The organism is Pseudomonas sp. G2-4, from assembly GCF_030064125.1.
Taxonomy (GTDB): Bacteria; Pseudomonadota; Gammaproteobacteria; order Pseudomonadales; family Pseudomonadaceae; genus Aquipseudomonas.
Genome location: NZ_CP125957.1, coordinates 6,471,535 through 6,496,415 on the forward strand (window position 1 = coordinate 6,471,535; position 24,881 = coordinate 6,496,415).

The 24,881-nt window shown below is 60.5% G+C and carries 16 protein-coding genes; 10 read left to right on the top strand and 6 right to left on the bottom strand.

Annotated features, from left to right (window positions below):
* Positions 1–349 precede the first annotated feature (349 nt).
* The 4 genes from QNH97_RS28550 (at position 350) to QNH97_RS28565 (ending at position 7,786) form a co-directional block, all read left to right on the top strand.
* Positions 350–712, top strand: coding sequence for a DUF6124 family protein (locus tag QNH97_RS28550; RefSeq protein ID WP_283554900.1), 363 nt, complete (start codon positions 350–352; stop codon positions 710–712).
* A 204-nt stretch (positions 713–916) separates the two neighbouring features.
* The gene (locus QNH97_RS28555; protein WP_283554901.1) at positions 917–1,948 is read left to right on the top strand and encodes a histone deacetylase family protein; all 1,032 of its coding nucleotides are present in this window, start codon (positions 917–919) and stop codon (positions 1,946–1,948) included.
* Between the two features lie 10 nt (positions 1,949–1,958).
* Positions 1,959–3,059, top strand: coding sequence for a polyamine ABC transporter substrate-binding protein (locus QNH97_RS28560; protein WP_283554902.1), 1,101 nt, complete (start codon positions 1,959–1,961; stop codon positions 3,057–3,059).
* A gap of 125 nt (positions 3,060–3,184) precedes the next feature.
* A complete protein-coding gene (locus tag QNH97_RS28565) occupies positions 3,185–7,786 on the top strand; it encodes a dermonecrotic toxin domain-containing protein (protein ID WP_283554903.1) in 4,602 nt (1,533 codons plus the stop codon).
* Between the two features lie 33 nt (positions 7,787–7,819).
* Here QNH97_RS28565 and pdxR read toward each other — a convergent pair whose 3' ends face one another.
* Positions 7,820–9,364, bottom strand: coding sequence for a MocR-like pyridoxine biosynthesis transcription factor PdxR (pdxR, locus tag QNH97_RS28570; protein ID WP_283557571.1), 1,545 nt, complete (start codon positions 9,362–9,364; stop codon positions 7,820–7,822).
* A gap of 100 nt (positions 9,365–9,464) precedes the next feature.
* Between pdxR and QNH97_RS28575 the strand changes: the two genes are divergently transcribed.
* The 3 genes from QNH97_RS28575 to QNH97_RS28585 are packed head-to-tail and all read left to right on the top strand — an operon-like array spanning position 9,465 to position 11,237.
* Positions 9,465–10,106, top strand: a complete 642-nt coding sequence (locus tag QNH97_RS28575) for an FMN-binding negative transcriptional regulator (RefSeq protein ID WP_283554904.1) — start codon at positions 9,465–9,467, stop codon at positions 10,104–10,106.
* Between the two features lie 2 nt (positions 10,107–10,108).
* A complete protein-coding gene (locus QNH97_RS28580; RefSeq protein WP_283554905.1) occupies positions 10,109–10,555 on the top strand; it encodes a GNAT family N-acetyltransferase in 447 nt (148 codons plus the stop codon).
* 10 nt (positions 10,556–10,565) lie between these two features.
* On the top strand, positions 10,566–11,237 hold the full coding sequence (locus QNH97_RS28585) for a GNAT family N-acetyltransferase (RefSeq protein ID WP_283554906.1): 672 nt from the start codon (positions 10,566–10,568) through the stop codon (positions 11,235–11,237).
* Between the two features lie 235 nt (positions 11,238–11,472).
* Here the strand turns inward: QNH97_RS28585 and QNH97_RS28590 are convergent, their stop codons facing one another.
* Positions 11,473–16,839 (bottom strand): dermonecrotic toxin domain-containing protein, encoded by a 5,367-nt coding sequence (locus QNH97_RS28590; protein WP_283554907.1) that lies wholly within the window; start codon positions 16,837–16,839, stop codon positions 11,473–11,475.
* A 299-nt stretch (positions 16,840–17,138) separates the two neighbouring features.
* Entirely contained in the window at positions 17,139–18,038 is a 900-nt protein-coding gene (locus tag QNH97_RS28595) for a homocysteine S-methyltransferase family protein (protein WP_283554908.1), read from the bottom strand.
* A 114-nt stretch (positions 18,039–18,152) separates the two neighbouring features.
* On the opposite strand from QNH97_RS28595, the gene QNH97_RS28600 reads away from it, so the two are divergent.
* Positions 18,153–18,974, top strand: a complete 822-nt coding sequence (locus QNH97_RS28600) for an ABC transporter substrate-binding protein (protein WP_283554909.1) — start codon at positions 18,153–18,155, stop codon at positions 18,972–18,974.
* Entirely contained in the window at positions 18,971–19,804 is an 834-nt protein-coding gene (locus tag QNH97_RS28605) for an amino acid ABC transporter permease (RefSeq protein ID WP_283554910.1), read from the top strand. Before QNH97_RS28600 ends, QNH97_RS28605 begins: the two co-directional genes overlap by 4 nt.
* Positions 19,805–20,188: 384 nt before the next feature.
* On the opposite strand, the gene oadA is transcribed toward QNH97_RS28605, so the two are convergent.
* Together oadA and QNH97_RS28615 are read right to left on the bottom strand one after the other, a co-directional pair.
* Positions 20,189–21,997: a sodium-extruding oxaloacetate decarboxylase subunit alpha gene (gene oadA, locus QNH97_RS28610; RefSeq protein ID WP_283554911.1), complete on the bottom strand. Its 1,809-nt coding sequence runs from the start codon at positions 21,995–21,997 to the stop codon at positions 20,189–20,191.
* Positions 21,998–22,009: 12 nt separating this feature from the next.
* The gene (locus tag QNH97_RS28615) at positions 22,010–23,425 is read right to left on the bottom strand and encodes an acetyl-CoA carboxylase biotin carboxylase subunit (protein WP_123414084.1); all 1,416 of its coding nucleotides are present in this window, start codon (positions 23,423–23,425) and stop codon (positions 22,010–22,012) included.
* 187 nt (positions 23,426–23,612) lie between these two features.
* Between QNH97_RS28615 and QNH97_RS28620 the strand changes: the two genes are divergently transcribed.
* Positions 23,613–24,572, top strand: coding sequence for a LysR family transcriptional regulator (locus tag QNH97_RS28620; RefSeq protein ID WP_283554912.1), 960 nt, complete (start codon positions 23,613–23,615; stop codon positions 24,570–24,572).
* Here the strand turns inward: QNH97_RS28620 and QNH97_RS28625 are convergent.
* Positions 24,517–24,723 carry a PA3496 family putative envelope integrity protein gene (locus QNH97_RS28625; RefSeq protein ID WP_283554913.1) on the bottom strand — a complete coding sequence of 69 codons (207 nt, stop codon included), beginning with the start codon at positions 24,721–24,723 and terminating at the stop codon, positions 24,517–24,519. The genes QNH97_RS28620 and QNH97_RS28625 overlap by 56 nt on opposite strands.
* Positions 24,724–24,881 lie beyond the last annotated feature (158 nt).

Here is a 24,881-nt window from a genome sequence, read left to right on the forward strand (position 1 = left end):
CCAACCCCTGTGGCGAGGGAGCTTGCTCCCGCTGGGTGGCGAAGCCGCCCCAATAAGGCTGACGCATGCTGCCAGGCACACCGCATCGACCGGTCTACGACGGCTGCGCCGCCGAGCGGGAGCAAGCTCCCTCGCCACGAGTCTCAGGGCGTTGCGAATGCCTTGTTTATTCCCTCTCTGCCACGTTTCCGCCAACCCACGCATTCTTGCGCCATTGCCTACAACTACGCCAGAAGCCGCCCGCTTGTGCGCCCTGCCCTCACCACCTATCGTCTCCCTGTCGCTGACACCAGCGAACGGGTTTGGCGGCCCGGTTGACGAAAGTTCCTCATGTGAAAGGAGCTTCACTATGTTCAAGAGCAAACCAAACCCAGCAGAAACAGATCCCAACTCCCCCTACTTGGACGGCCTCAACGCAAAAAAGCTCGACGAAGCCTCCAAGCGCGCACTGGACTATTACCTGGCGCCAAAACCGGCAAAACCTGCGGAAACCATTCAACCCGGCCAGCTCTTCACCGTCATAAAAGACATCGACAACGAAAGCCTCCTGGCCAACCTCAGCGAAACCCTGGCTTCAGCCGATGCGATGGTCAACGATCTGGCTTTCGAACTGGAGGGCTCCCGCCGTCACGTTGCCTTAGGCATCCTGCAGCTGATCGAACTGAGTTCATTGCTGGCGAACCGGGCGCTGGATAACGTCGACCCACGATAGCCGCTACACCCTCGCCACGGGTACAACAAAAATCATTGAGGCATCACTCACGCCCCAATCCCACGCACACCCGCGCCAACAAGGGGCGATTTACGGTCAAATCTTTTGGCCATTTCGATCCCCTTTTGGCCTCTCCTGCCGTTCTCTGAAACGCCCCGCGCCGCAAGACTGTGATTCAACGAATCAGCCCTGCGGAGAACAACAATGCTGACGATCTACTCAGACGATCACCACCTGCACCACGGACGCTGCGAGTTGATGGACGGGCAGTTGATGCCTTGCTTCGAAATGCCGTCCCGGGCCGATCATGTGCTGGATCGGGTCAAGGCTCAGGCACTGGGCCCGGTGGAGGCGCCGCAGGATTTCGGCCTAGCGCCGATCCAGCGTATCCACAGCGCGGCGTACCTGGAATTCTTCAAAGGGGCTTGGGATCGCTGGGCGGAACATCACCGCGACGGCGATTTGCTGCCCTTCACCTGGCCGGCGCGGACCCTGCGCGCGGTCATTCCGAAAAGCTTGCACGGTCAGCTCGGCTATTACAGCTTTGACGGCGGCGCGCCGATTACCGCAGGCACTTGGCAAGCGGCGTATAGCGCCGCCCAGGTTGCCCTCACCGCCCAGGCTGAAATCCAGCGCGGCGCCCGCAGTGCCTTTGCGTTGTGCCGGCCACCGGGACATCACGCCGCCAGCGACTTGATGGGCGGCTATTGCTACCTCAACAACGCCGCCATCGCCGCCCAGGCGTTCCTCGACCAGGGCCATAAAAAGGTCGCGATTCTCGATGTCGATTACCACCACGGCAATGGCACCCAATCGATTTTCTACGAACGCAGCGATGTGTTGTTCACCTCGATCCATGGCCACCCGGAATTCGAATTTCCGTTCTTCCTCGGCTATGCAGACGAGCGCGGTGAAGGCGCCGGCGAGGGTTTCAATTTCAACTACCCTTTGCCCGCAGGCTCCGGCTGGGATACCTGGAGCGCTGCGCTGGAGCAGGCCTGCGGCGAAACCCAAGCCTACGACGCCGATGTCATCGTCGTGTCCCTGGGCGTGGACACCTTCAAGGACGACCCGATCTCCCAGTTCAAGCTCGACAGCCCGGACTACCTGGCGATGGGCAAGCGCATCGCAGCGCTCGGCAAGCCAACCCTGTTCGTGATGGAAGGCGGCTATGCGGTGGCAGAAATCGGCATCAATGCGGTGAACGTTCTCGAAGGTTTTCAAAGCGCCCAATGAGGAATAAAACATGAAAAGACTCAAGCGTTTAATGGCTCCCGCCCTGTGCGCCGCCCTGCTCTGCGGTGCCGCCCAGGCCGAAGAGCGCACCCTGCGTGTCTACAACTGGTTCGACTACATCACCCCCAAGGCCCTGGACGATTTCAAGGCGCAGAACAGCCAGGTCAAGCTGGTCTACGACATCTTCGACACCAACGAGGCCCTGGAGGCCAAGCTGCTGACCGGCAATTCCGGCTACGACGTGGTGGTGCCGTCCAACGTGTTCCTGGCCAAGCAGATCGAGGCCGGCGTATTCCAGCCCCTGGACCGCAGCAAACTGCCGAACTGGAACCACCTCGACCCCAAGCTGATGAAGCTGATCGAAGCCAATGACCCGGGCAACAAATTCGCCGTGCCCTACATGTACGGCACCATCCTGATCGGCTTCAACCCGGACAAGGTCAAGGCCGCCCTGGGTGACAACGCGCCGGTGGACAGCTGGGACCTGATCTTCAAGGAAGAGAACCTCAGCAAACTCAAGCAATGCGGCGTGGCGCTGCTCGATTCGCCTTCGGAAATCCTGCCCCTGGCCTTGCAGCATCTGGGCCTGGATCCCAACAGCAAGCAGCCGGCGGACTACGCCAAGGCCGAAGCGCTGATGATGAAGATCCGCCCATACATCACCTATTTCCACTCGTCCAAGTACATGGCCGACATCGCCAACGGCGACATCTGCGTGGCAGTGGGTTACTCCGGCAGCTTCTCCCAGGCTGCCAATCGCGCCAAGGAGGCCAAGAACGGCGTGACCGTCGACATGCGCCTGCCCAAGGAAGGTGCGCCGATCTGGTTCGACATGCTCGCCATTCCCAAAGGGGCCGCCAATCCGAACGACGCCTACACCTTCATCAACTACCTGCTGCAACCGAAGGTGATCGCGCCGGTCAGTGACTTCGTCGGCTATCCGAACCCGAACAAAGACGCCACGGACATGGTCGACCCGGCGATCCGCAACAACCCCAACCTGTACCCGACCGAGGCGGCGATGGCCACGCTCTACACCTTGCAACCCTTGCCCAGGGACGCCGAGCGAGCACGGACACGGGCCTGGACACGGATCAAGTCCGGCCAATGAAGGCCGCAATAACCTCGGCTGCATATACATAGTTACCACCCTCCCTGCCTTGCGCGCTCCTAGCATGGGGTCCCCGAAGTGTCCGGCTTCGGGGATTCCATGTATCGCGAGACAGGGAGACTCAGATGACGCAAACCTCTACCAACACCCCCCCTACGCCCGACGCGAGCGTCGGCGATGCGGTGCTCAATCAGTTGCTGGCGGGCCCGACCTCCCCGGAGGTGGCCGCCGCTCTTCTGCGCAGGGCCCTCAAGCAGCTATACCCCCATTTGCATCTTGATCCGAACAACACGGTGGTCGGCGAGCCGGATTGGGACATTGTCGACGGCGAAATCGTGGAACGCCCCACTCGCTACCAGACTCTCAGCAATATGCTGGCGGCACGGGTGAACGAAAGTTATTCGACCCTGCTGGTCGAAGGGTTCCACTTTTTGACCCACCTGCCGCTGACCACCCCTGAAGTGCATCTGCCGGTCCGCATCGGCCAGATCGGGACACTGATCAACGAACTCACGCCCGTCATGGTGTCCGCCTGCCAGGAACAACAACTGGTGTACTGGAACACCGCACTTGGCACCGCGCCGCCTCGCTGGCATGGGCTTTCCGGCATGCTGCACAGGCTCTGGGATGTTAAGCAGGTCAAGGGTTGGACGGCGACTGAATGCGAGATGGCCCGACAACTGTTTCTTTACCCCGACTTGCAGGACCGCAAGGCCAATGACCCTTATGACACCCACGCGTATCTGATCGACATCGATGAAATTGACGGCGATAAAGTGACCCGCCTGATCGACAATTCACTGGTGGTGCTGATTGGTAAAATCGACAAAAAGCAAACCATCCTCACTTACTCGTTGCGCAGGAGCCATGAGAAGTTCGATTCGCTGCAAGCACTGGGGCAGACGCTGCCGGATCACCTGGGCAACCTGAACGGCAAGAAGATCCAGTGGCGGCTCTACGAGCCCGACGGCAACATCTTCGACTACAAGGCTTGCGGGCTGATCGCCACCCAGGTGCAGATCCTCGGTTCGCCGGAGATCCTGAACGGGTTCCTGCTCGATGACGATGAGCAGCTTGCTACCAGCGGGCAGGACACCGATGTCGGACCTGACGCAGCCTGGTTCGCGAAACAGATGCCCGACTGGCTGCAGGAAGCGTCGGCGTCCGATCAGGTCTTGTTCGCCCAGCACATGAAAAACCTGTCGGCACTGAGCAGCGCCCATGCCGGCAAAACCTATCTGGACGATATCCCGTCCATCAGGAACTATGCGCTGGCCGCGCTGAAGCGGCAGATGCAATCGGAACATGCCGACGCCGCAACGCTCGACCCACAACGGATCGAGATGCAGATACGCAGCCCCGTCGTCTGGGGTACGTTCGTGGTTCCGGGCAAAATCGAGATCACCCGGCTCAACCTCGTTGACCTTGCCTTGCAAAACCTGATTGCGCTTCCCCTTGGCGACAAGGTTGTCCGCTCCCTCGATGGCGATACATTGCCCACATGGATGACGGTCGACTACATCGAAAACCTCGTCACCACGGTCGATGTCGGTCGCTTTTATCCCGAGCTGGTCAAGGGCAAGCTGCTGGGTGATACGGTCGAATCAACCCGTCGTGAAAACCTGTATGTCTCTCAACTGCGCATCCAGCTATCCATGCTGGCGCTGGAGAGCAAGATTCGTGGCCAGGGCAACATAGACGAGCGAGGCTACCGCTATGTCGTCGCCCTGATGGAAGACGAAGAAACCGAGCGCAAGGTCGACGGCCAGGCCATTGTCCTGCGCAAGCTGGCGTTTTTGTCGGGCCAGTCGCCGGGAGACGGAGGAGACGTCGTCACCAACATGTTCGTGATTGGTCCGCAGGATCTTGGTGCAGGTCCCTGCGTGCTCTACCGCCCCCTGCTCGAACCGCAGTTGAGCCAATATCCGACGCCCAGCAACCTGATCTATGCGATCAGGCAATCCGCTTCCCTGCGCCAGTCGGTGCTGGCATGGCTGCCCGATGGGGCCCGCGAGAGTTACAGTCGATACGTGTTTCCGGGCCCCATGCCTTCGCCCTGGATGATCGTGGAATTCGCGACAGACCCGTTCTCGGCATGGACCAACAGCGCCCCCGTCAGTTTGAGCGACCTGGCCTTGGGAACGGACTTCCTGCCGCATCTGTTCAAGTCCAATGCCCAGGCCCTGGCCGAGCTTGCCGATCGCCAATCAGTGTCCAACAGCGAAAACCGCTGGCAGACCTTCAAGCAGGCCAGTTGGCTGATCTTTAACCTGGCCCTGCCCTATCTCGGCGCCGCCGCAGGCACCGCGACCTGGCTCTGGCAGATCCTCGATGACGTCGAAACGCTGACCCAGGCTGATGAGGCGTCCAACAGCCAGGCCACTTGGGAAGCATTTGTCGACCTGTTGCTGAACATGTCCATGGCAATCACCGCCCATGCCATCGACCGCGCCAGGGAAAACACCCGCAGCCGCCAGACAGAGGCGCTGCAGGTGGTGCCCGAACTGGAAAACCTGGCAAAACCCGAACCCATCATCGAACAGCTTCCCGCTTACAAAAGCACCGAACTGCCCCCTGAACACTATGGCGTCATCCATTCCAGCGGCGCCCTGGCAGGCAAGTCCGGCGAGCGGGCGAAGCTGCTCAAGACCTTCAGCACCAGCAAGCCTGAACACGCCGAACAACTCAAAAGCGAGGGCCCGCTCAAGGGGCTCTACAAAGCGGGCGAGGACTGGTACGCCAAGATGGCCGACAAATGGTTCAAGGTGACCGTGGAGGGCGACCATGTCGCCATCGTCGATGAGAGGAATCCCGCCCGTACAGGCCCCGCCCTGATGAGGCATGCGTACGGCGAGTGGCAAGTCGACACGCGCCTGCGTCTACGCGGCAGCGGATCCAAAGGTGTCAGGCAACAAGTCATTGCCAATGCCAAGAGCCTCGGCATCCAACTGTTGGCGGAACTGAACCGCTTTGAAGAAAGAAAGCCGGAGGATCAGAAGCTGCTGACCATGAACGCCGAGGAGATGAACAAGGCAGCGGGCTCGACCAAGGAGCTCAAACGCATCATTTACCTAAGTACCTTGAAGACACAGCGGGAAAGCTATGAAGACGCATTGAAAATACTGACCGAGTGGCCCGTCTTCCAGTCAAGGCCCGACGCCCCGCAAGCCAGGCTCGGCTACCTGAATGCGCAGATAAATTTTACCTTCGAGGAAATGGACGCACTGAAGGAACGGTTCACCCCGGCCCTGAGGGAGGCTCTGGACATGGCCACCTCGGGCATCGAGGAAGTGGAGCAGCAACACGTCGACGCCGCCGATGCCATGGTCCGGGTCGGTGACGACATGGTCGAACGCCTGGATTACATGGAAACCCGCTTTTCCAGGCTCAAGAAGCAAGGGCGCGAAGGGTTTGAATTCCTGCGCGAGCATCGTGCAAGGATGCCGGCCTACAAGAGTGACGCTATCCGGCTTGTCCAGTTGGACATGTATCGCCACCTTTGCCTGTCACTGGAAAGCGTCAACATCGTGCCGGAGGGTTGGGCAGACGTTAACCAGGTTGTCGATAACATCACGGTCGCCTTCCAGAGCTTGCACGATGCCATCGAGGAACGCAGCGTGATCCGGCTGGACGAGCAGATCGACACATTTGGCAGCCTGACAGAACAGTTCACCGCCATCGAAGAGCACCTTGAATACCTGGGCAACGAATACAAGGACAGCGTCCGCCCGGCCGAGCTCAGTCGACTGGGCAAACAGATCGACATGATCAAGAAACGCGCCTTGCGTCACCTGGCCTGGGCCCTTGACGAGCGAAGCAACCGACGAAGCACCGGCGGCCCCTATGAGGAGCGCCCCAGGCCTCGGAAAAAATTCATCAGGGCACGCTTCTGGGGCCTCGTCAGCGGCGAACCCCGCCTCTCGAAAACGAAAGAAGAAACCGGCTGGGTCGATGTCAGGAATCCCCTCTCGGACAAGATCATTGCCACGTTCCATCGCAAGGACAACGGCGAGTGGGTACCTCACCTGAATGCCGAGATGCCCCCGGTCGTCCCGGCCTTGGCCACCAGCGTCTCCAAGGGCAAGGCGCTGGTCGACGGCTTGGCGACGTTCAAGGCACAGATCCAGACCTACATGAAAGAGCCAAGCCGATCCCCCACGGGCATCGGGATCATTCTTAACGCCCATGCCGGCCGGATGGAGAAAGTCGCCATTGCCATTACCAAGGCGCTGGACAATGCGTCGAACGAAACGGTTGGAATAGCGGCAGACGTGCAGCGTGCAGCCGAATCCACGCGTTCGGCACTCAAGAAAGCCTCCAAAGCCCTGTATGAAGAAGGATTCGAGACCGTACTGAGCGTCATCAAGCAACGGCCACCGACCATGAGCAGCGTCATGTGGCTTAAAAGCCGAAACCAGATATCCATCACCAAACAGAAAACCCGACAACGACTCAAGGGCCCGCTTTACGGCTATCTCGACCGATATGAGATCAAGGACCTGAAGGAAAACAGAACCCTGTGGTTCGCCGATTTCCGCTATTCGACAGACTGGGTACCGGCACACACGTTCCTTTCAGCACGCTTGAAGACCGCGGAGCAAATCGTCCTGGAAAGTGCGCTCGATTCGACCAGGGAGCTCAATCAGCGCCAGCTGATCGACCGCTATCGCAGCGAAATTGCCGTGGACCAGGCCAAGGACGTGTTCTTTCCAAAACGGCTGTCATAAGGCAAACATCGGGCATCCACGGTGCCCAGACCGTCAGGTTTTCCAGGCCTTCGCCAGCCCCGCCAGCGCGATGCCAATCGCCGCTGGCGGGACGGCCGCGAACCCGAGTACCAACCCGGCACGCACAGGCGTCGTTGTGGTGGGCAACCAATAACCACTCAAGCCATTGATCTCGACACCGGCACCGCTGGCGTGGGCGATCAGTTCGCGCTCCCGCTCAAGGCTGTCCACCGGTACGGTGACATGCAACCCGGCCACGACCGTCGGCATGGCGCCGACGCCCGCAACGTCCTTCGGCCACCCGGCCAGCAGCGCATCACGCCGCGTCAGCGCGGCCCGTCGCATGCGCCTGATGTGCCGCTGAAAATGCCCGGTAGCCATGAATTCGGCCATGACCACTTGGGTACTGACTTCAGAGTGGCGCACATCCACGGCGCGCCGTCGGGCAAACGCACTGACCAGGCCGGGCGGCAACACCAGGTAGCCCAGGCGCAGGGCCGGGAACGCCACTTTGCCGAACGTGCCGACGTAGAGCACACGGCCCTGGCGATCCAGTGCCGCCAACGGCGCCAGCGGCGCGCCGCTGTAGCGGTACTCGCCGTCATAGTCGTCCTCGACAATCCAGCCGTCGTTGCGTTCGGCCCAGGCCAGCAGTTCCAGCCGCCGCGCGAGGCTCATGACCACCCCGGTCGGGTATTGATGGGACGGTGTGACGTAGGCCAGCCGGCAGTGGTTCAACGCACCGAGCGCCGTGCAATCGAGACCATCGCTATCGACTGGCACGCCCCTCACCTCGGCACCGGCGACGGCAAATGCATGGCCGGCCGCACGGTAGCCGGGATTTTCCACCGCAACGATGTCGCCAGGGTCCACCAACAGCTGTGCACAAAGGCTGATGCCCTGCTGTGCACCACTGGTGATCACAATTTGTTCAGCCGTGCAGTGCAGGCCGCGGGAGCTGCGCAAGTAAGCCGCAATCAGACCGCGCAAGCGTGCGTCACCTTGCGCGTCGCCATAACACAGCTGTTGCAGATCCGGCTTGCGCCAGAAAGCCGCATTCAGCTTGGCCCAGACGTCGAAAGGGAACAGATCGAACGCCGGAACGCCGACCCGAAACGCCTTGGGCGGGCCACTGGGCGGCTGGGGTAAATGGTGTTTTTCGACGCGGTTCAACCCGTCACTGTGGATAACTTTACTGGATGGGTCCACAGGTAAATCGAGCCAATCTGTGGATAAAGCTGTGGGTAAGCCTGTTGAAAAGCCTGTGGACACTTTTGTGGATATGTTTTTCAACGGCAGCGTCGTCGAAGACAGTTTTGCCACATAAGTCCCATCACCCACGCGCCCTTCGATGAAACCCTCGGCATAGAGCTGATCGTAGGCCCGTACCACGCTGTTGCGTGAAATCGACAAGGCCGCTGCCAAGTCACGGCTGGCGGGCAAACGCGTGCCACTGGCCAGGCGCCCGTCCAAGACCCGGGCGCGTAAAGCCTGATAAAGCTGGCGACTGAGCCCCTGACGGCGGTCCAGCTCGATTCCGGCGGGGTTGAACGACAGTGGCGGCACGGCGTTGTGCATGACAACCCTCGCAAATGGATCTATTGAATTGGTCATAAGTGGCTCTTACAACAGACCAATAGCCTGCCTAGGATGCACCCATTCGCCAAGGAAAATCGTCATGTACAACCCTAAAGCCTTTGCCGCCGAAGACCTGCCCCAACTGCATGGCATGATGAATGATTGCCGTCTGGCCGTATTGATCACGCACGGTGAAGACGGCTTGCAGGCCAGCCACTTGCCGCTGTTGCTGGACACGCAGCAGGGCCCCAACGGCAGCCTTTACGGGCACATGGCCCGGGCCAATCCACAATGGCGCGACCTGGAAGCCGGCGCCGAAGCCTTGGTGGTCTTCGCGGGGGCCGATGCCTACGTCAGCCCGGGTTTCTACCCCAGCAAGGCCGAACACGGCAAAGTCGTGCCGACTTGGAACTACCTGGCCGTGCATGCCTACGGCACGGCCGAGGTGTTCAGCGACCCCCATCGTTTGCGCAATCTGGTCGGCGCCCTCACCGACCGCCACGAAAGCGGCCGCGCCCAGCCGTGGACAATCGACGACGCGCCAGCCGAGTACGTCGACAGCATGCTCAAGGCCATCGTCGGCTTCGCCCTGCCGATCCAGCGCCTGGAAGGCAAGCGCAAGCTCAGCCAGAACCGCAGCCTGGCGGATGTCGCCGGGGTGCGCAACGGTCTGGCCGCCAGCCTCGACCCACAGGACCAGACGCTCGCGCGGCTGATGCCTGATCCATCGTCCAAGGAGTGAACATGAGCCAGATTGAAATCCGCCTCGTCGGCGCTGACCATCACGCCGCATGGCTGCCGTTGTGGCAGGCGTACCTGCGTTTCTACAACACCGAATTGCCAGACGCGGTCAGCCAAAGCACCTGGCAACGCATACTCGATGACCGCGAGCCAACCCACGCGGCCCTCGCCTGGGGCGGCGACACAGCGGTGGGGCTGGTGCATTTCATTTATCACCGTTCGAACTGGAGCATTGAAAACTCCTGCTACCTGCAAGACCTGCTGGTGACGGAGCAGAGCCGCGGCACCGGTGTCGGTCGCCAGCTCATCGAGTTCGTCTACCGCACGGCCAAGGCCGACGGTTGCTGCAAGGTGCACTGGTTGACCCACGAAACCAACGCGACCGCGATCCAGCTCTACGAGCGCATCGCCGAACGCCCAGGCTTAATCCAATTTCGCAAAGCCCTGTAAGGAGCGCAGCATGTCGACTTCACTCGCCGATTGGAAAGGTGTCCCGGCGCCGTCTACACAACTGATCGAAGGGCGTTTCATCCGCCTGGAAAAACTCGACCCGGCGCGCCATGCCGATGGCCTGTGGCAAGCCCTTGAAGGCCCCGGGGCCGATCCGAAACTCTGGGACTATTTGCCCTACGGCCCGTTCAAGGACCGCGGCGCTTTCGATGCCTGGCTGGAGAATCATGCCGCCAATACCGACCCGTACTTCTTTAGCGTGATCGACCGTATCAGTGGCGACGTGCAAGGCATTCTCAGCCTGATGTCCATCGTGCCGGCCCAGGGCCGCATCGAGATCGGCCACGTGACCTTCGGCGCGCCGATGCAGCGTTCGCCGAAAAGCACCGAGGCGGTGTACTTGTTGGCCAAGGAGTCTTTCGCCCTGGGTTATCGTCGCCTGGAATGGAAGTGCAACAACGGCAACGCCCGCTCCAAATATGCCGCCGAACGGCTGGGGTTCACCTTTGAAGGCGTGTTCCGCCAGCACATGGTGGTCAAGGGGCAGAACCGCGACACCGCGTGGTACTCGATGCTCGACTCGGAATGGCCAGCGATTGGGGCGGGATTCGAGCGGTGGCTGAGTGAGGAGAACCAGCGCGAGGGTGGGCAGGTGCGGGGGTTGGTGGAGTGTCGGTCTTAAATGGTGGGTGACTGATAGTCCGCCATCGCGAGCAAGCTCGCTCCCACAGGGGATTTGCGGTGAACATTGGATCTGTGGACACTGAAGCCCCCCTGTGGAAGCGAGCTTGCTCCCACAAGGGATCTGCGGTGAACACTGGGTCTGTGGACTCTGAAGAACCACTGTGGGAGCGAGCTTGCTCGCGATGGCGGCGGCACAATCAACATCACCGCCCGACCATCACGAGCCCCTCACGTCACTCAGGTTTCGGCTTCACCTCACCAATCTTCTTGAGTGAATCGGCGGTCACACCCCGCCTTGCGTACTGCCAGGCCCACTGCGGAATGGTCAGGTGGCTTTCCACGTACACGGCAAAATCCAGGCGGCTATGGCCCAGGCGATCGGTCGGGAAATCGAAGTTGTACAGATACTGCTGGGCCCGCCGTTGGCCGATGGAAAGCAGGCGCTGGATAATCTGGTTCGCGCGGAATTCTTCCGGTGTGAGGCTGCCTCTCAAAGCCAGGGCAAGATGCAATTCGGAATTCAGCGCCCTGGGTTCGGCCAGTGCCTTTCGGATCGTGGCGTCGCTGAAATGCGGCCCAATCAGGTCGGCCCAGATCTGGCTGGCGTACTCCTGGCGAAGCTTTTGCAGAGAGCCCCAGAGATTCGGGGTGTCGAATAACAGGGCAACCCTGGCGTTGGACGGAGGCTGTCCCGCAAAGCTGAACAGTTTTGCGACCGCGGGGATGTCGTTGTCCATGATGTTCCCCCACGCGCCACCCAGGAACACCAGGAAATCCGCCAACGCTTCTTGATGCACGACGATGTTCTCCAGGTTCCGGTCGTCAAACAGCTGCATCCAATCGACGTCGATGTTTCTCGTGCGCTGCAATTCGGTGGACCGGGTACTGGCATACTCCGCGAGAAGCTGGAATCGCCTGTCGGACAAGCCCGGGTTACGTATCCACCTGGCCACTTCACTGACACGCAACAGGCCTCCCAGGTTATGGGAGATGATCGGCGACCTGAGGAGCAGGTTCGCCCGCCTCAGCAAGTTCGGGAAACGCCCGAGGGCGGTCTTGAGCAGGTCCACGGTCTTGTCCGCCGTGTCGAAGTAGATGAAATGCTCGAACAACTCCGCAGTGTCATCCACATACCTGCCGGCATCACTGACCAATAGATCCTTGGCATCATCCAGATCGTCGCTGGTGACCAGATAGGCGCCATCGAGCAGCGCTTCAATCTGATCCTCGTCAAGACGGCCGTGCAGCGCATCGTCATATAGGACATAAGCCGAACTGTTACGCGGGTGATGACTGATCAACTGCCGTGCGCTGACGCCATACTCCAGCAGGATATGGGCCACGTCGTTGGACATCAGGAGGTACTGGTTATCGAGCAGTCGCTGGACAAGCTCAGGCTCCGCAGGCTCCACCAGGAGGTCCTCGAACAGTTGCTGCATGGCTTGTCGCTCCTGCCCGGAATAAGGCGCGTTGACGCTGGGCGCCAGTCTGGCCGGGGGTCGCTGCGACAGTATGCGCCCGACTTGCTGGAGGATTTCTGGCGGCAATCTAGAGGCCGGATTGGCAGTGATCGCCGTACGCACCGAACTGTTCGCATGCAACTCCAGGTAACGCAAGGCCGGCTGGAACAGGTGATACGGGTTGGGTGCGCCATAGACGATCCGGGTGAGATCGAGCATCGCCGCCGAGCCCAACAGGTTGTCCAGCGAAGACGCATTCTCGAAGAGCGCCTGTTGTATCCCGGTGGGTGGCGACGCCACGTATTGTTCGATCTGCGGATGCTGGTCGATGTAGTCGGCCACTGCATTTCGCAAGCCTTGCATGGAGGAGGTTTCCTGGGCCTGTCCTTCATTCAGCCCGCGGGTAACGGCATTGAAGAAACAATCGCCGTCGGCAGGGATCTCCACGACTTCCCCATTCAGTTCCAGACTGTAATGGTCCTGGGTCAGGCGCGTCAGGACGATATCCGTATCTGCTCTGTTCGGGTGGCTTTCCATCGGATAGATGGTTTCTTCCTGTCCGACAGTAAAACGCACCGACCAGACATGTTCAGGTACCTGTCGATTGATGATCAGCAGACTGCGGTTTTGCGGCCAATTGGCCAGGCGCGTCATGATCGACGGAATCAGGTCCATCAGCTGATTGTTCCAAGTGCCTGGCGTACGAATCTGCGCGGAAAGCGCGGAAGACGAGATGGCCGCTTTCTTGGGTTTCGAAGGGCCTGGCTGGGGGTTCAAATCCCCCGGCCGTTTTCCACCGCCCCGGCCAAATCCTACGGCACGCCATTCGCCATCGGGCATTCGCGCCACGGTACTTCTCATCACCCCACTGGAGCGTAGGCTCAAGCCCGTTATCGGGTCGACCAGAATGGCATCGCTCGCGTTCAGTTTCGTCGCGTCGTGCACCCGGAATACCGTGCCATCGGGTTGGCGTACGTACACGGGGCGGGCCATCACGCGCCCCGTCGCCACGTCGCTGATCGTCCCACGATAGAAGCCCCGGGCGTCGGCGGTCAGGCCTTGTATCACCGAGGTATCCGCCACGGCATAACGGCCATAGATCGCGCTATCCAACGGCAGTCCGGTCAGTGCCTCGTCCGGGCTCTGGCGCGCCGTCACCGCGCGGAAAAACGACTGGCTTCGCGTGGGCACCGCCACGCCCGCGGACAGGCGCCATCCACCGTGGTTCGCCACGGCGTGCACCAGCGCCAGAGTTTTCAAGTTCAGCGGAATAGCCCCGGTCCTGAATATCAGCAAACCGGTCTTGATGGCGCTCTTGAGCATCTGGATACCGGGCGCCAGGAACATACCGGCCAGTTCCAGGACAATCTCGATCACCACCTGTCCGAACCGGCCATAGGTTTGATGGCGAACATCCCGGTTGCTGTTGGAACGGTGATCGGCATGGGCGCTGTGAAAGTGCACGTGCGCCCGATGCAGCTCCTCAAACAGGTCGCCGGTGATCAACGCGCCGCGAATCAACGGACGACCACCCTGCTGCCCCAGTGTCCGTTTGATCTCTGCCGGGTTGCTGGTGGATATGCGCGCACGAAAATAGGCCTGCCAATCCTCACGGGGCAACAGCTGCGCAATGCCATCGCTCAGATCGGCAAACTCATGGAAGTCCTCCCCCTCCGGCGCATCCGGGAAATAAACACCAACGATGCCCTTGATATCCGGCCCGGCCTGATCGGAAAAAATCAGCGCGCCATCGATGCTGATCGCATTGGCCTGCCTGGCGTGCTGCCCGCCCGCCGCCATGCTGCCGCCCAGCAGAAGACCGTAGACGTGCACCGTGCGCCCCATGACCGGTGCACGATGTCCGGCTGATGGCGAGCGCAGGACAGCGTCGAGCCAGAGCGCGAGTGTCTTTGTCGGTTTCGGTGGACTGAAAGCCTTATCCATCAGGATGGTCTTGAATACTTCGTCGCCCTTGAGCGACGCCTCGTAGCCTTTGAATTTCAAATTGGCCAGATACGCGGTCTGCCAGGTCTTTTTATAGTCCGGTTTATTCATCGCCTCCTTGAGCATGACTTGATAGCTGCCACCGGCATCGATGCTCGTCACCATTCGGGCCAGTTCACGCCCCGTCAACGTGATGAAATAGCCGTTGGCCGGATTCCGGATGCGTTGACCGTCCTCATCGACCAGGTAGGCGCTCAGCACTTCGCGCATGCCGTTCGGGTATTGAGCCGGGCGCAGGTTGTCGAGTAACAGTTGGGTCAGGCTGATGCTGCGGGACTGCCTTGGATTGGCGCGTTTGCCATAGAAAAACGTGACTTGGGTCTGGTCCGGATCGGGATCGATGCCGGGGTGCACGGTTTTTTGCAGGTACGCTTTGACCTTCTGGCGGGTGAACTGCAACAAGGTCTGGATATCGCTGCTGCCTAATTGATAGGCCGCCTCCAAGACCTGCGCTTCCAGGCTGCGATAGTTCGACTTCTCCGAACGCGTGGCGGTTTTATAGAAATCGCCGCGACTGTTTTCAACCAGGATTTCCTGACGGACCGCCAGTGGCCCGGCCAGCGACAACAGGGGGAGGTCCAGCGAATCTTCAGCGCTCAGGGCAAAGGCCGTCAAAGCGACCGTCTCGTTTTCCGGAGCATTCAAATACCTTTCCAGGGCGACGCTTTGGACCTGCAGCAGATCATCTGCCGCCACTTCAAACACAGGCCCGGACAATTCAGAGGAGATATCCCGGATCGCACGCTTCTGCCCTTCGTAGACGGGGCTCACTTTATTGATCAGGTCTTGGACAGAATTGAATCGCTGTATTCCGCCTTCCAGGGAGTACAGGAACAAGAAGGGTTGATCGGTCCGTTTGATCACCATCGCCGCCGGCCATTTCTGCGGCGCCGCGCTGCCCATATCGAGCATGACGGCATAGACATGGGGAATGGGGGCCCGCAGCAAGCGGTTTCTGTCGGCCATGGAAGGATGGGTGGTCATGAGGTCCAACAGGCGATCTTCCTCAGCCTGCCGGTTTCGCTCAGTTTGGCTCAGTTGGAGGGTTGGATCGCGATCGACTTTGTACAGGTCGAAAAGATGCAAAAACCGTCGGGACAGCAGATGAGCGAGCGTCGCCCGCACGGTGGACGGGGTGGGCGTGTCGAGGACGTCCGGGGCGTTTTTCTGATTGCGAAAGTGGATGAGGTCATCGCGGAACTGGCGCTTCAATTCTTCATTAACGGTGGGCTGGGCGATATAGAACACGGCCTCCATGGTCGCTGCCGTTTTCGTATCCAGCGGGCCGGCAAAAATGCTATCGACCTCTTCCACCGAGTCTGGACGACTGAAGAACCCCACGCTGCCGACCGAGTAAGTGGGCGGGGTATCCGTCACCAGGCAGTCCAACATCACATCGGAAAAACGCTGCGACGAGGTCAATGAACGGCCGCCCGCCGAGTCAACGGTAAAGTGGTTCACATGCCAGTGATCCGGGTCGATGTCCTGAGGCAGTGATCCACGGAATTTTTTCCCTGGAATCTTCGCCTTGATCCGGCTGGCCAGCAGGCTCTTGAGCACCGAGTCGAACGTTGGAAGAGCGGCAAACAAGCGCGCCAGTTTCACCTGATTGGTGTCCAGCAGCGCCAATAGCCTGACCTGTTCTTTTTCCCGGGTACCGAGCAGATTGCCCTGGGCATCCACCTCAGTCATGACGGGCTGGCCGGTGCCCTGATAGCCGGGCGCAATGCCGGCGCGCAGTTGCTGCAGAACGTCTGGCGCAAGGGCCTTGCCGTTGACCCGCAGTGCCGAGAAGTCCAGGGACATGTGACTTCTGTGGGGGTAAATCCAGCCCTCGCGCGGGGAATGGCCAGAGGAAGACCCGCGGCTTTGATGGGCGATCAAAAAGCCTTGGGTCACGGCGTCACGCAAAGGCACCGATGTGCTCTGGGTGGCGGCGGCCGAGTCGATGGTCTCGACTTCTTGATACGTGACATTGACCTGCGCATCGCCAGTCAGGCCCCATTGACCTAGCCATTGATCGGCGAACATATGCGGTTGAAAGCGAGCGCCGTTGGCTAGCAGGCTGATGGGTTTCAGGCGCGTGGCAGGAAGAGGCGACGACGCGCCAGGTTCGTGTTCGGAGAAGACAGACATTGAGGGTGTCCCGGTTGTGATGAGGGCTGGGACCCTATCGCGCCGTTCGACCGTGGATGACATACATATGTATAGGGAGGGCTGGCGGGCTCGGAGAAAAGCGTAAGGCGGGATGTCCTCCGAATCGTGCACTCAGGAGGCACCTCTGGAGTGCTGCTTGCAGAATTTCATCCGTGGCGAGGGAGCTTGCTCCCGCTCGGTTGCGCAGCGACCGCAAAAATCTTGGGGCTGCTGCGCAGCCCAGCGGGAGCAAGCTCCCTCGCCACAGGGGTCCCACGGTCCGAAAAGATTCCAGCCGATCAGGCCAGCTGTTGCGCCAACACCGCAATATGCTCCGGCCCGATCCCGCAGCAGCCGCCCAAATGGCTGGCCCCGCGCTTCTGCCAGTCAGCCGCCCACTGCAGGTACCCCGGTGGATCGAGGTCTTCGCGCAGCGGATCCAGCCCGTCGTTGGCCGTCGCTTCCTTCGGTTGCGGCGGGAAGGCGTTGGCGTAGGCACCGATATGGATCTTCACCCCCAGGCGCTCGAAGGTGTCTCGCGCCGCATCAATGGCCGCACCGATCACTTCCGGCTGGCTGCAGTTGAACAGCAGCGTCTCGACACCCAGCTCGGCCGCGACCGCCGCAGCGTCTGCCACCGGTTCGCCGGAACGCAGGCGCGGCACTTCGTCCGTGTCTTCATCTTTCAGGGTGAACGACAGCCAGAACGGCTTGCCGTCCTGCGGCAGCCCGGCGTGAATCGCCCGCGCTTCGACGGTAGAGCTTTGAGTCTCGGCCAGCCACAAGTCGACATGGGGCGCCAGGCCGGTCACCAGGGGCGTCAACAGTTCACGGGCGCGGGAAGCGTCGAACAGATCGGGACGATAGGAACCGAACAGCGGTGGCAGCGACCCGGCCACCCGCACCGCTTTGCCTGACGCCTGCACCGCTCGCTGCGCCAGCTCGCCAGCGAGGGCGGCCAGCGCTTGGCCTTCTGCGGCAAAACGCGCTTCACCAATGTGGAACGGCACTACCGCGTAGCTGTTACTGGTGATCACGTTGGCACCGCTGGCAATGTAGGCCGCGTGCACCGCCTCTACTGCCTGGGGCGCTTCGCTCAAGGCTAGAGCCGACCACTCGGGTTGGCGAAACGGCGCGCCACGGCGTTGCAGTTCACGGCCCATGCCGCCATCGAGAATGACTGTCGTTGCTGCGCCCATATGCGATTCACTCATAAGCTTATGAAAAAATACTCACTACCGGAGTTATTCTTATAACTATTTAATACGCAGCAACCGATTAACTACAACTTATTTTTCCACCAGGGACCTCACGTGAAACGACAACCATTGCTGGCCCTGGGCCTCACTCTACTGGCCGCCTCGTCGCAAGCGTTCGCCGGCGCCACGCTGGATCGCATCGAGCAGAAAAAAGAACTGGTCGGCGTGTTGATGGAAAGCTACCCACCCTTCTCGTTCCTCAACGATCAGAACCAGCTCGACGGTTTTGACGTCGACGTGGCCAAGGCCGTGGCGCAGAAACTGGGCGTGAAGCTGCGTCTGGAAACCCCTTCCTGGGACGTGATTGCGGCCGGGCACTGGAGCGGGCGCTATGACATCTGCATCTGCTCCATGACGCCGAGCAAGGCCCGCGCCGAAGTCTTCGATTTCCCGGTGCAGTATTACGCCTCGCCGGCCGTCATCGTGGTCAACGCCAAGGATGACAGTATCCACGGTGCCAAGGACTTGAGCGGCAAGAAAGTCGGCCTCACCAGCGCCTCCAGCTACGAGAGTTACCTGAACAAGAACCTAGTGATCGAGGGCGCCGAAGACACCCGGCTGAGTTACCCCTTCGAGAACGTGCAGATTGCCCCATACGACACCGACAACGTGGCGTTCCAGGACCTCGGCCTGGGCGCCGGGGTGCGTTTGGATGCGGTACTGACCAATCTGGTGACCGCACAGCCGCGCCTGACCGAAGACAAGCGCTTCAAACTGGCGGGCGAGCCGCTCTACTCCGAGCCGAACTCGGTGGCCATCGAAAAGGGCGACGCCCAGTGGGACAGCAAGGTGCGTGAAGTCTTCGCCCAGTTGAAACAGGACGGCACCTTGAGCAAACTCTCGCAGAAATGGATCGGCGCCGACATCACCCAATGACTTCTTTTCCACCCCCTCAGTCACCGCCACCGGTGGCTGAGTCTCGCCTGCAAAAAATCTTCGGTTTTCGCACCCGGCTATACCTGACCTGGGCCGCGATGCTGGTGCTGTTCGCGAGCTTCTTCCTGAGCTTCGACCTGAAGTTTTCCATCATCCTGGACAAACTGCCGAACCTGCTGGGCGTGCACCTGGCCCCCAACGGCTTCCTGCAAGGGGCGGCGCTGACGCTGTTCCTGTGCCTGTGCTCGATCGTCGCGTCGTCATTGCTGGGCTTCATTACCGCCCTGGCGCGGCTGTCCAGCAGCGCGGTGGCGTTCGGCATTGCCAGTTTCTACGCGTCATTCTTTCGCGGCACGCCGCTGCTGATCCAGATCCTGCTGATCTATCTGGGCCTGCCCCAACTGGGCATGGTCCCGGGCGCCATCGCCGCCGGGATCATCGCGCTGTCGCTGAACTACGGCGCCTACCTGAGCGAAATCTTCCGCGCCGGCATCCTCGGCGTCCCCCACGGCCAACGCGAAGCCTCCCTCGCCCTGGGCTTGAGCGAAACCGTGATCTTCTGGCGCGTCACCCTGCCCCAGGCCATGCGCACCATCATCCCGCCGACCACCAACCAGTTCATCTCCATGCTCAAGGACTCCTCCCTGATCTCGGTGATGGGCGTCTGGGAAGTGATGTTCCTGGCGCAATCCTACGGACGCTCCAGCTACCGCTACATCGAAATGCTCACCACGGCGGCGATCATCTACTGGTTGATGTCCATTGCGCTGGAGCTGATCCAGGCGCGGATGGAGCGGCATTATGGGAAGGCGTATCTGAATAACCGCTGAGCCGTTGCCAGAGTTGCCGGTATGACTCACCCACATGGGTGACAAATCAGTTCATGCACATAGGTAACAGTTTTTACTGGCAAGTTCGCTCCCAATGGATTACGGGAGCCCATACGACACAAAAACATGTGGGAGCGAGCTTGCTCGCGATGACGCCGGCACAACCAACATCACCGCAAACTGACCCTCCGCTTTCGCGAGCAAGCTCGCTCCCACAGGAGGAGCGCGTTCACCTCAAGCCAGAGTGGTGAAAGCCTACCATCACGAACCCAATTTGTATCGAGCGGTGGATACCCGACAACCTTGCGTCAGGACGGGACAAGGCAAAAAAAAAGGGGAGCACATGCCCCCCCGAGGTTAAAACGTTGTATCGAGGCTGTTAGCTCAGCCTTCGATCTCGACCAGGATCTCGCCCGGGTTGACCCGATCACCCTTGGCTACATGAATAGCGGTGACCTTGCCGGCGATGGCCGCCTGCACTTCGGTTTCCATCTTCATGGCTTCGGTGATCAGCACCGCTTGGCCGGCCTTCACCACGTCGCCCTCCTTGACCAGTACATCGACGATGTTGCCTGGCATGGTGGTGCTGACATGGCCCGGCGCAGTGGCTTGCTTACGCTTGCTGCTGCCGCCGCCGACAAATTCATTGAGCGGTTCGAACACGACCTCTTCGGGCATGCCGTCGATGGACAGGTAGAAGTGACGCTTGCCTTCGGCCTTGACGCCCACACCGGTGATGTCAACGCGGTAGGTTTCGCCGTGAACATCGATGACGAACTCGGTCGGCACGCCTTCGCCGCCCGCCGAGCTCACACTGCCGGCCTCAGGGATCGGCAACAGCACTTCTGGCGTCAGGGTGCCGGCTTCGCGCTCTTCGAGGAACTTGCGCCCGATGTCCGGGAACATGGCGTAGGTCAGTACGTCTTCTTCAGACTTGGCCAGCGCGCCGATTTCGCCACGCAGCTTGGTCATTTCCGGCTTGAGCAGGTCGGCCGGACGCACGTCGATCACGTCTTCGCTACCGATGGCCTGACGGCGCAGCTTCTCATTGACCAAACCCGGCGCCTTGCCGTAGCCGCCCTGCAAGTAGAGCTTCACTTCGTTGGTGATGGTCTTGTAACGCTCGCCGGCCAACACGTTGAAAAACGCCTGGGTGCCGACGATCTGCGAGGTCGGGGTCACCAACGGCGGGAAGCCGAGGTCTTCGCGCACTCGCGGAATTTCCGCCAGCACTTCGTTCATCCGGTTCAGCGCGCCCTGCTCTTTCAACTGGTTGGCCAGGTTGGAAATCATCCCGCCCGGTACCTGGTTGACCTGGACCCGGGTGTCCACCGCGGTGAATTCGCTTTCGAACTGGTGGTACTTTTTGCGCACGGCATAGAAATACAGGCCGATTTCCTGGAGCAATTCCAGATTCAGGCCAGTGTCGAACTCGCTGCCCTTGAGGGCCGCGACCATCGATTCGGTGCCCGGATGGCTGGTGCCCCAGGCGAAGCTGGAGATCGCGGTGTCGATGTGATCAGCGCCGTTTTCGATCGCCTTGAGCTGGCACATCGCAGCCAGGCCGGCGGTGTCGTGGGAGTGGATAAAGACTGGCAACGACTGCTCGCTCTTCAGCGCCTTGACCAGCTCGCCAGTGGCATACGGGGTCAGCAGACCGGCCATGTCCTTGATCGCCACCGAATCGCAGCCCATGGCTTCCATTTGTTTGGCCTGGGCCACGAACGCATCGATGGTGTGCACCGGGCTCGTGGTGTAGGCGATGGTGCCCTGGGCGTGCTTGCCGGCAGCCTTCACCGCTTCGATGGCGACTTTCAGGTTACGCACGTCGTTCATCGCATCGAAAATACGGAACACATCAATGCCGTTGACCGCGGCTTTTGCCACGAACGCTTTGACCACGTCATCGCTGTAGTGGCGATAGCCCAACAGGTTCTGGCCGCGCAGCAGCATTTGCAGACGGGTGTTGGGCAGCGCCGCGCGCAGTTGGCGCAGGCGCTCCCACGGGTCTTCCTTCAGGAAGCGTACGCAGGCATCGAATGTCGCGCCGCCCCAGACTTCCAGGGACCAATAGCCGACTTTATCGAGCTTGTCGCAGATCGGCAGCATGTCTTCGGTGCGCATGCGGGTGGCAAGCAGCGATTGGTGGGCGTCGCGCAGGATTGTGTCGGTTACGTGGATCTTCTTGGACATTGTCATGGTTCCTTACAGGCCTGCGTGGGCGGCAATGGCGGCGGCGATGGCCAGGGCCAGCTCTTCGGGTTTGCGCTTGATCGAGTAATTGGTCAGCTCAGGATGGCTTTCCACGAAGCTGGTATTGAACTGGCCGCTACGGAATTCCGGGTTGCGCAGGATTTCCTGGTAATACGCGGCGGTGGTCTTGACCCCTTGCAAGCGCATGTCATCCAGGGCCCGCAGACCGCGGTCCATCGCCTCTTCCCAGGTCAATGCCCAGACCACCAGTTTCAGGCACATCGAATCGTAGAATGGTGGAATGGTGTAGCCGGTATAGATCGCTGTGTCGGTGCGCACGCCAGGGCCGCCGGGGGCGTAGTAGCGGGTGATCTTGCCGAAGCTGGGCAGGAAGTTGTTTTTCGGGTCCTCGGCGTTGATCCGGAACTGCAGGGCAAAGCCACGGTGCAGGATGTCTTCCTGCTTGACCGACAGCGGCAGCCCGGAGGCGATGCGGATCTGTTCGCGAACAATGTCGATACCGGTGATTTCTTCGGTGATGGTGTGTTCCACCTGCACCCGGGTGTTCATCTCCATGAAGTACACCTCGCCCTCGGCGAGCAAGAACTCCACGGTGCCGGCATTCTCGTAGCCCACGGCCTTGGCGGCGCGCACCGACAGGTCACCGATGTAAGCGCGCTGCTCAGGCGTCAATTGCGGGCTCGGGGCGATCTCGATCAGCTTCTGGTTGCGACGCTGGATCGAGCAGTCGCGCTCGAACAGGTGCACCACGTTGCCGAAACTGTCACCGAGGATCTGCGCTTCGATGTGCTTGGGATTGACGATGCATTTTTCCAGGAACACTTCCGCCGAACCGAACGCCTTGGTGGCTTCGGAAATGACCCGCGGGAAGGCCTGTTCGAGTTCTTCACGGCTGTTGCAGCGACGGATACCACGACCACCGCCACCGGACGTAGCCTTGAGCATCACCGGGTAACCGATCCGGTCCCCCTCGGTCAGGGCTTCTTCGATGCCCGCCACATTGCCTTCGGTGCCCGGCGTGACCGGCACACCGGCCTTGATCATGCTGCGGCGCGCTTCGGTCTTGTCGCCCATGCGGCGAATGACTTCCGCCGACGGGCCAATGAATTTGATGCCGCGTTCGGCGCAGATATCTGCCAGTTCAGCGTTTTCCGAAAGAAAACCGTAACCGGGGTGCAACGCATCGCAACCGGTTTCCACGGCCAGGTTCACCAACTTGCGCGGGTTGAGGTAGCCGGCCAGCGGATCGGCACCGATGCTATGGGCCTCGTCCGCGCGCTTGACGTGCAACGCATGGCGGTCCGCGTCGGAGTAGACCGCGACCGAGCGAATGCCCATCTCGGCGCAGGCGCGCACGATTCGGACGGCAATCTCACCACGGTTGGCGATCAGGATCTTTGTTATCAATTGGAGGTTCCCTTGAGCCGGTGATACCACGGCCTGGGATCCAGGCCGACGCGTGACCAGATGTAACAATCGGTCGCAGCTCCACACTAGTCCTGGCTGTTGATTAACAAAAATGAATAATTATTGGGTCATGCATAAGTAAAGACTTATAGTTGAGCTATCCGTCTCGGCCCTGAGGACTTAGAAAATGCGTAAGTCATTGATGCGTATGACATTGCGTCAACTGCAGATTTTCAACGAGGTGTGCGACCTGAGGTCCTACAGCCGTGCTGCCGACGAAATGTCTCTCACACAACCGGCCGTTAGCCTACAGATTCGATCCCTTGAAGAGCTGATCGGCCAGCCGTTGTTTGAGTATGTAGGCAAAAAACTCTACATGACCGAGGCCGCCGAAGCGCTGCAACGCGCCAGCCGGGACATCTTCGGGCGCCTGGAAAACCTCGATATGCAGCTCTCGGACATGCAGGGCTCGCTGCAAGGCCAACTGAAGCTGGCGGTGGAATCCAGCGCCAAGTACTTCGTCCCGCACCTGTTCGCCGCGTTCAAGCGCCAGCACCCGGAGGTCAATCTCAACCTTACGGTGGTCAATCGCGGGCAAGTCATTCGACGACTCTCCGACAACCGTGACGACCTGGTGATCATGTCCATGGTACCTCAGGACATGGGGCTGGAGTTCCTACCGTTTCTCAACAACCCCATCGTTGCCGTGGCGCCCCCGGATCATCCGCTGTGCCACATGGGTCCGCTGCGCTTGCAGGATCTGGAGCCGTATACGCTGCTGCTGCGCGAGCCAGGCTCAGGCACGCGACTGGCTTGCGAGGAGTACTTCAAGGAGAAACGGGTGCACTTCACCCAGACACTGGAAGTGGCGTCAGCGGAGGCCCAGCGCGAATGCGTGGTGGCCGGGCTGGGCGTGGCGCTGTTGACGCGCCACGCCGTGAGCCGGGAGCTTTCGTCCGGCGCACTCATCGAGTTGCCGATTGAGGAACTGCCGCTGTACCGCAGTTGGTGCCTGGTTCAGGCCAGGGCGAAGCGACTGTCGCCCGTGGCCCACGCCTTCCTGGCGTTCGTTCGCGGCGAGCGTACTCAGATCACTGGCCTGGTTGAACGTTTCGACGGGAAGCCGCCGGTGCCTGCCAGTAATTGATCTCTACCGCATCAGGAAATTCGCTGATTTCTGCCAGGAGCTGGCGCTGCTCACAGCGGTCTTCGATCGCACGACGGAACGCCATGCGGCGCTGATCTTCCTGCTGACGACGGGTCTTGACGGCGCTGCGTTCTTCGTAGGACTGGGTCATGTCGAGTCTCCCAAGGCATATACGGGAGCTTTACGATGAAGGCGCGGGATGACGGTTTGGCGGCGCGAGGGTTACAGAACGATGAATTCGGCTCGGATGACACCCTGTGGCGAGGGAGTTTGCTCCCGCTGGGTTGCGCAGCGACCCCCAACGGCTAT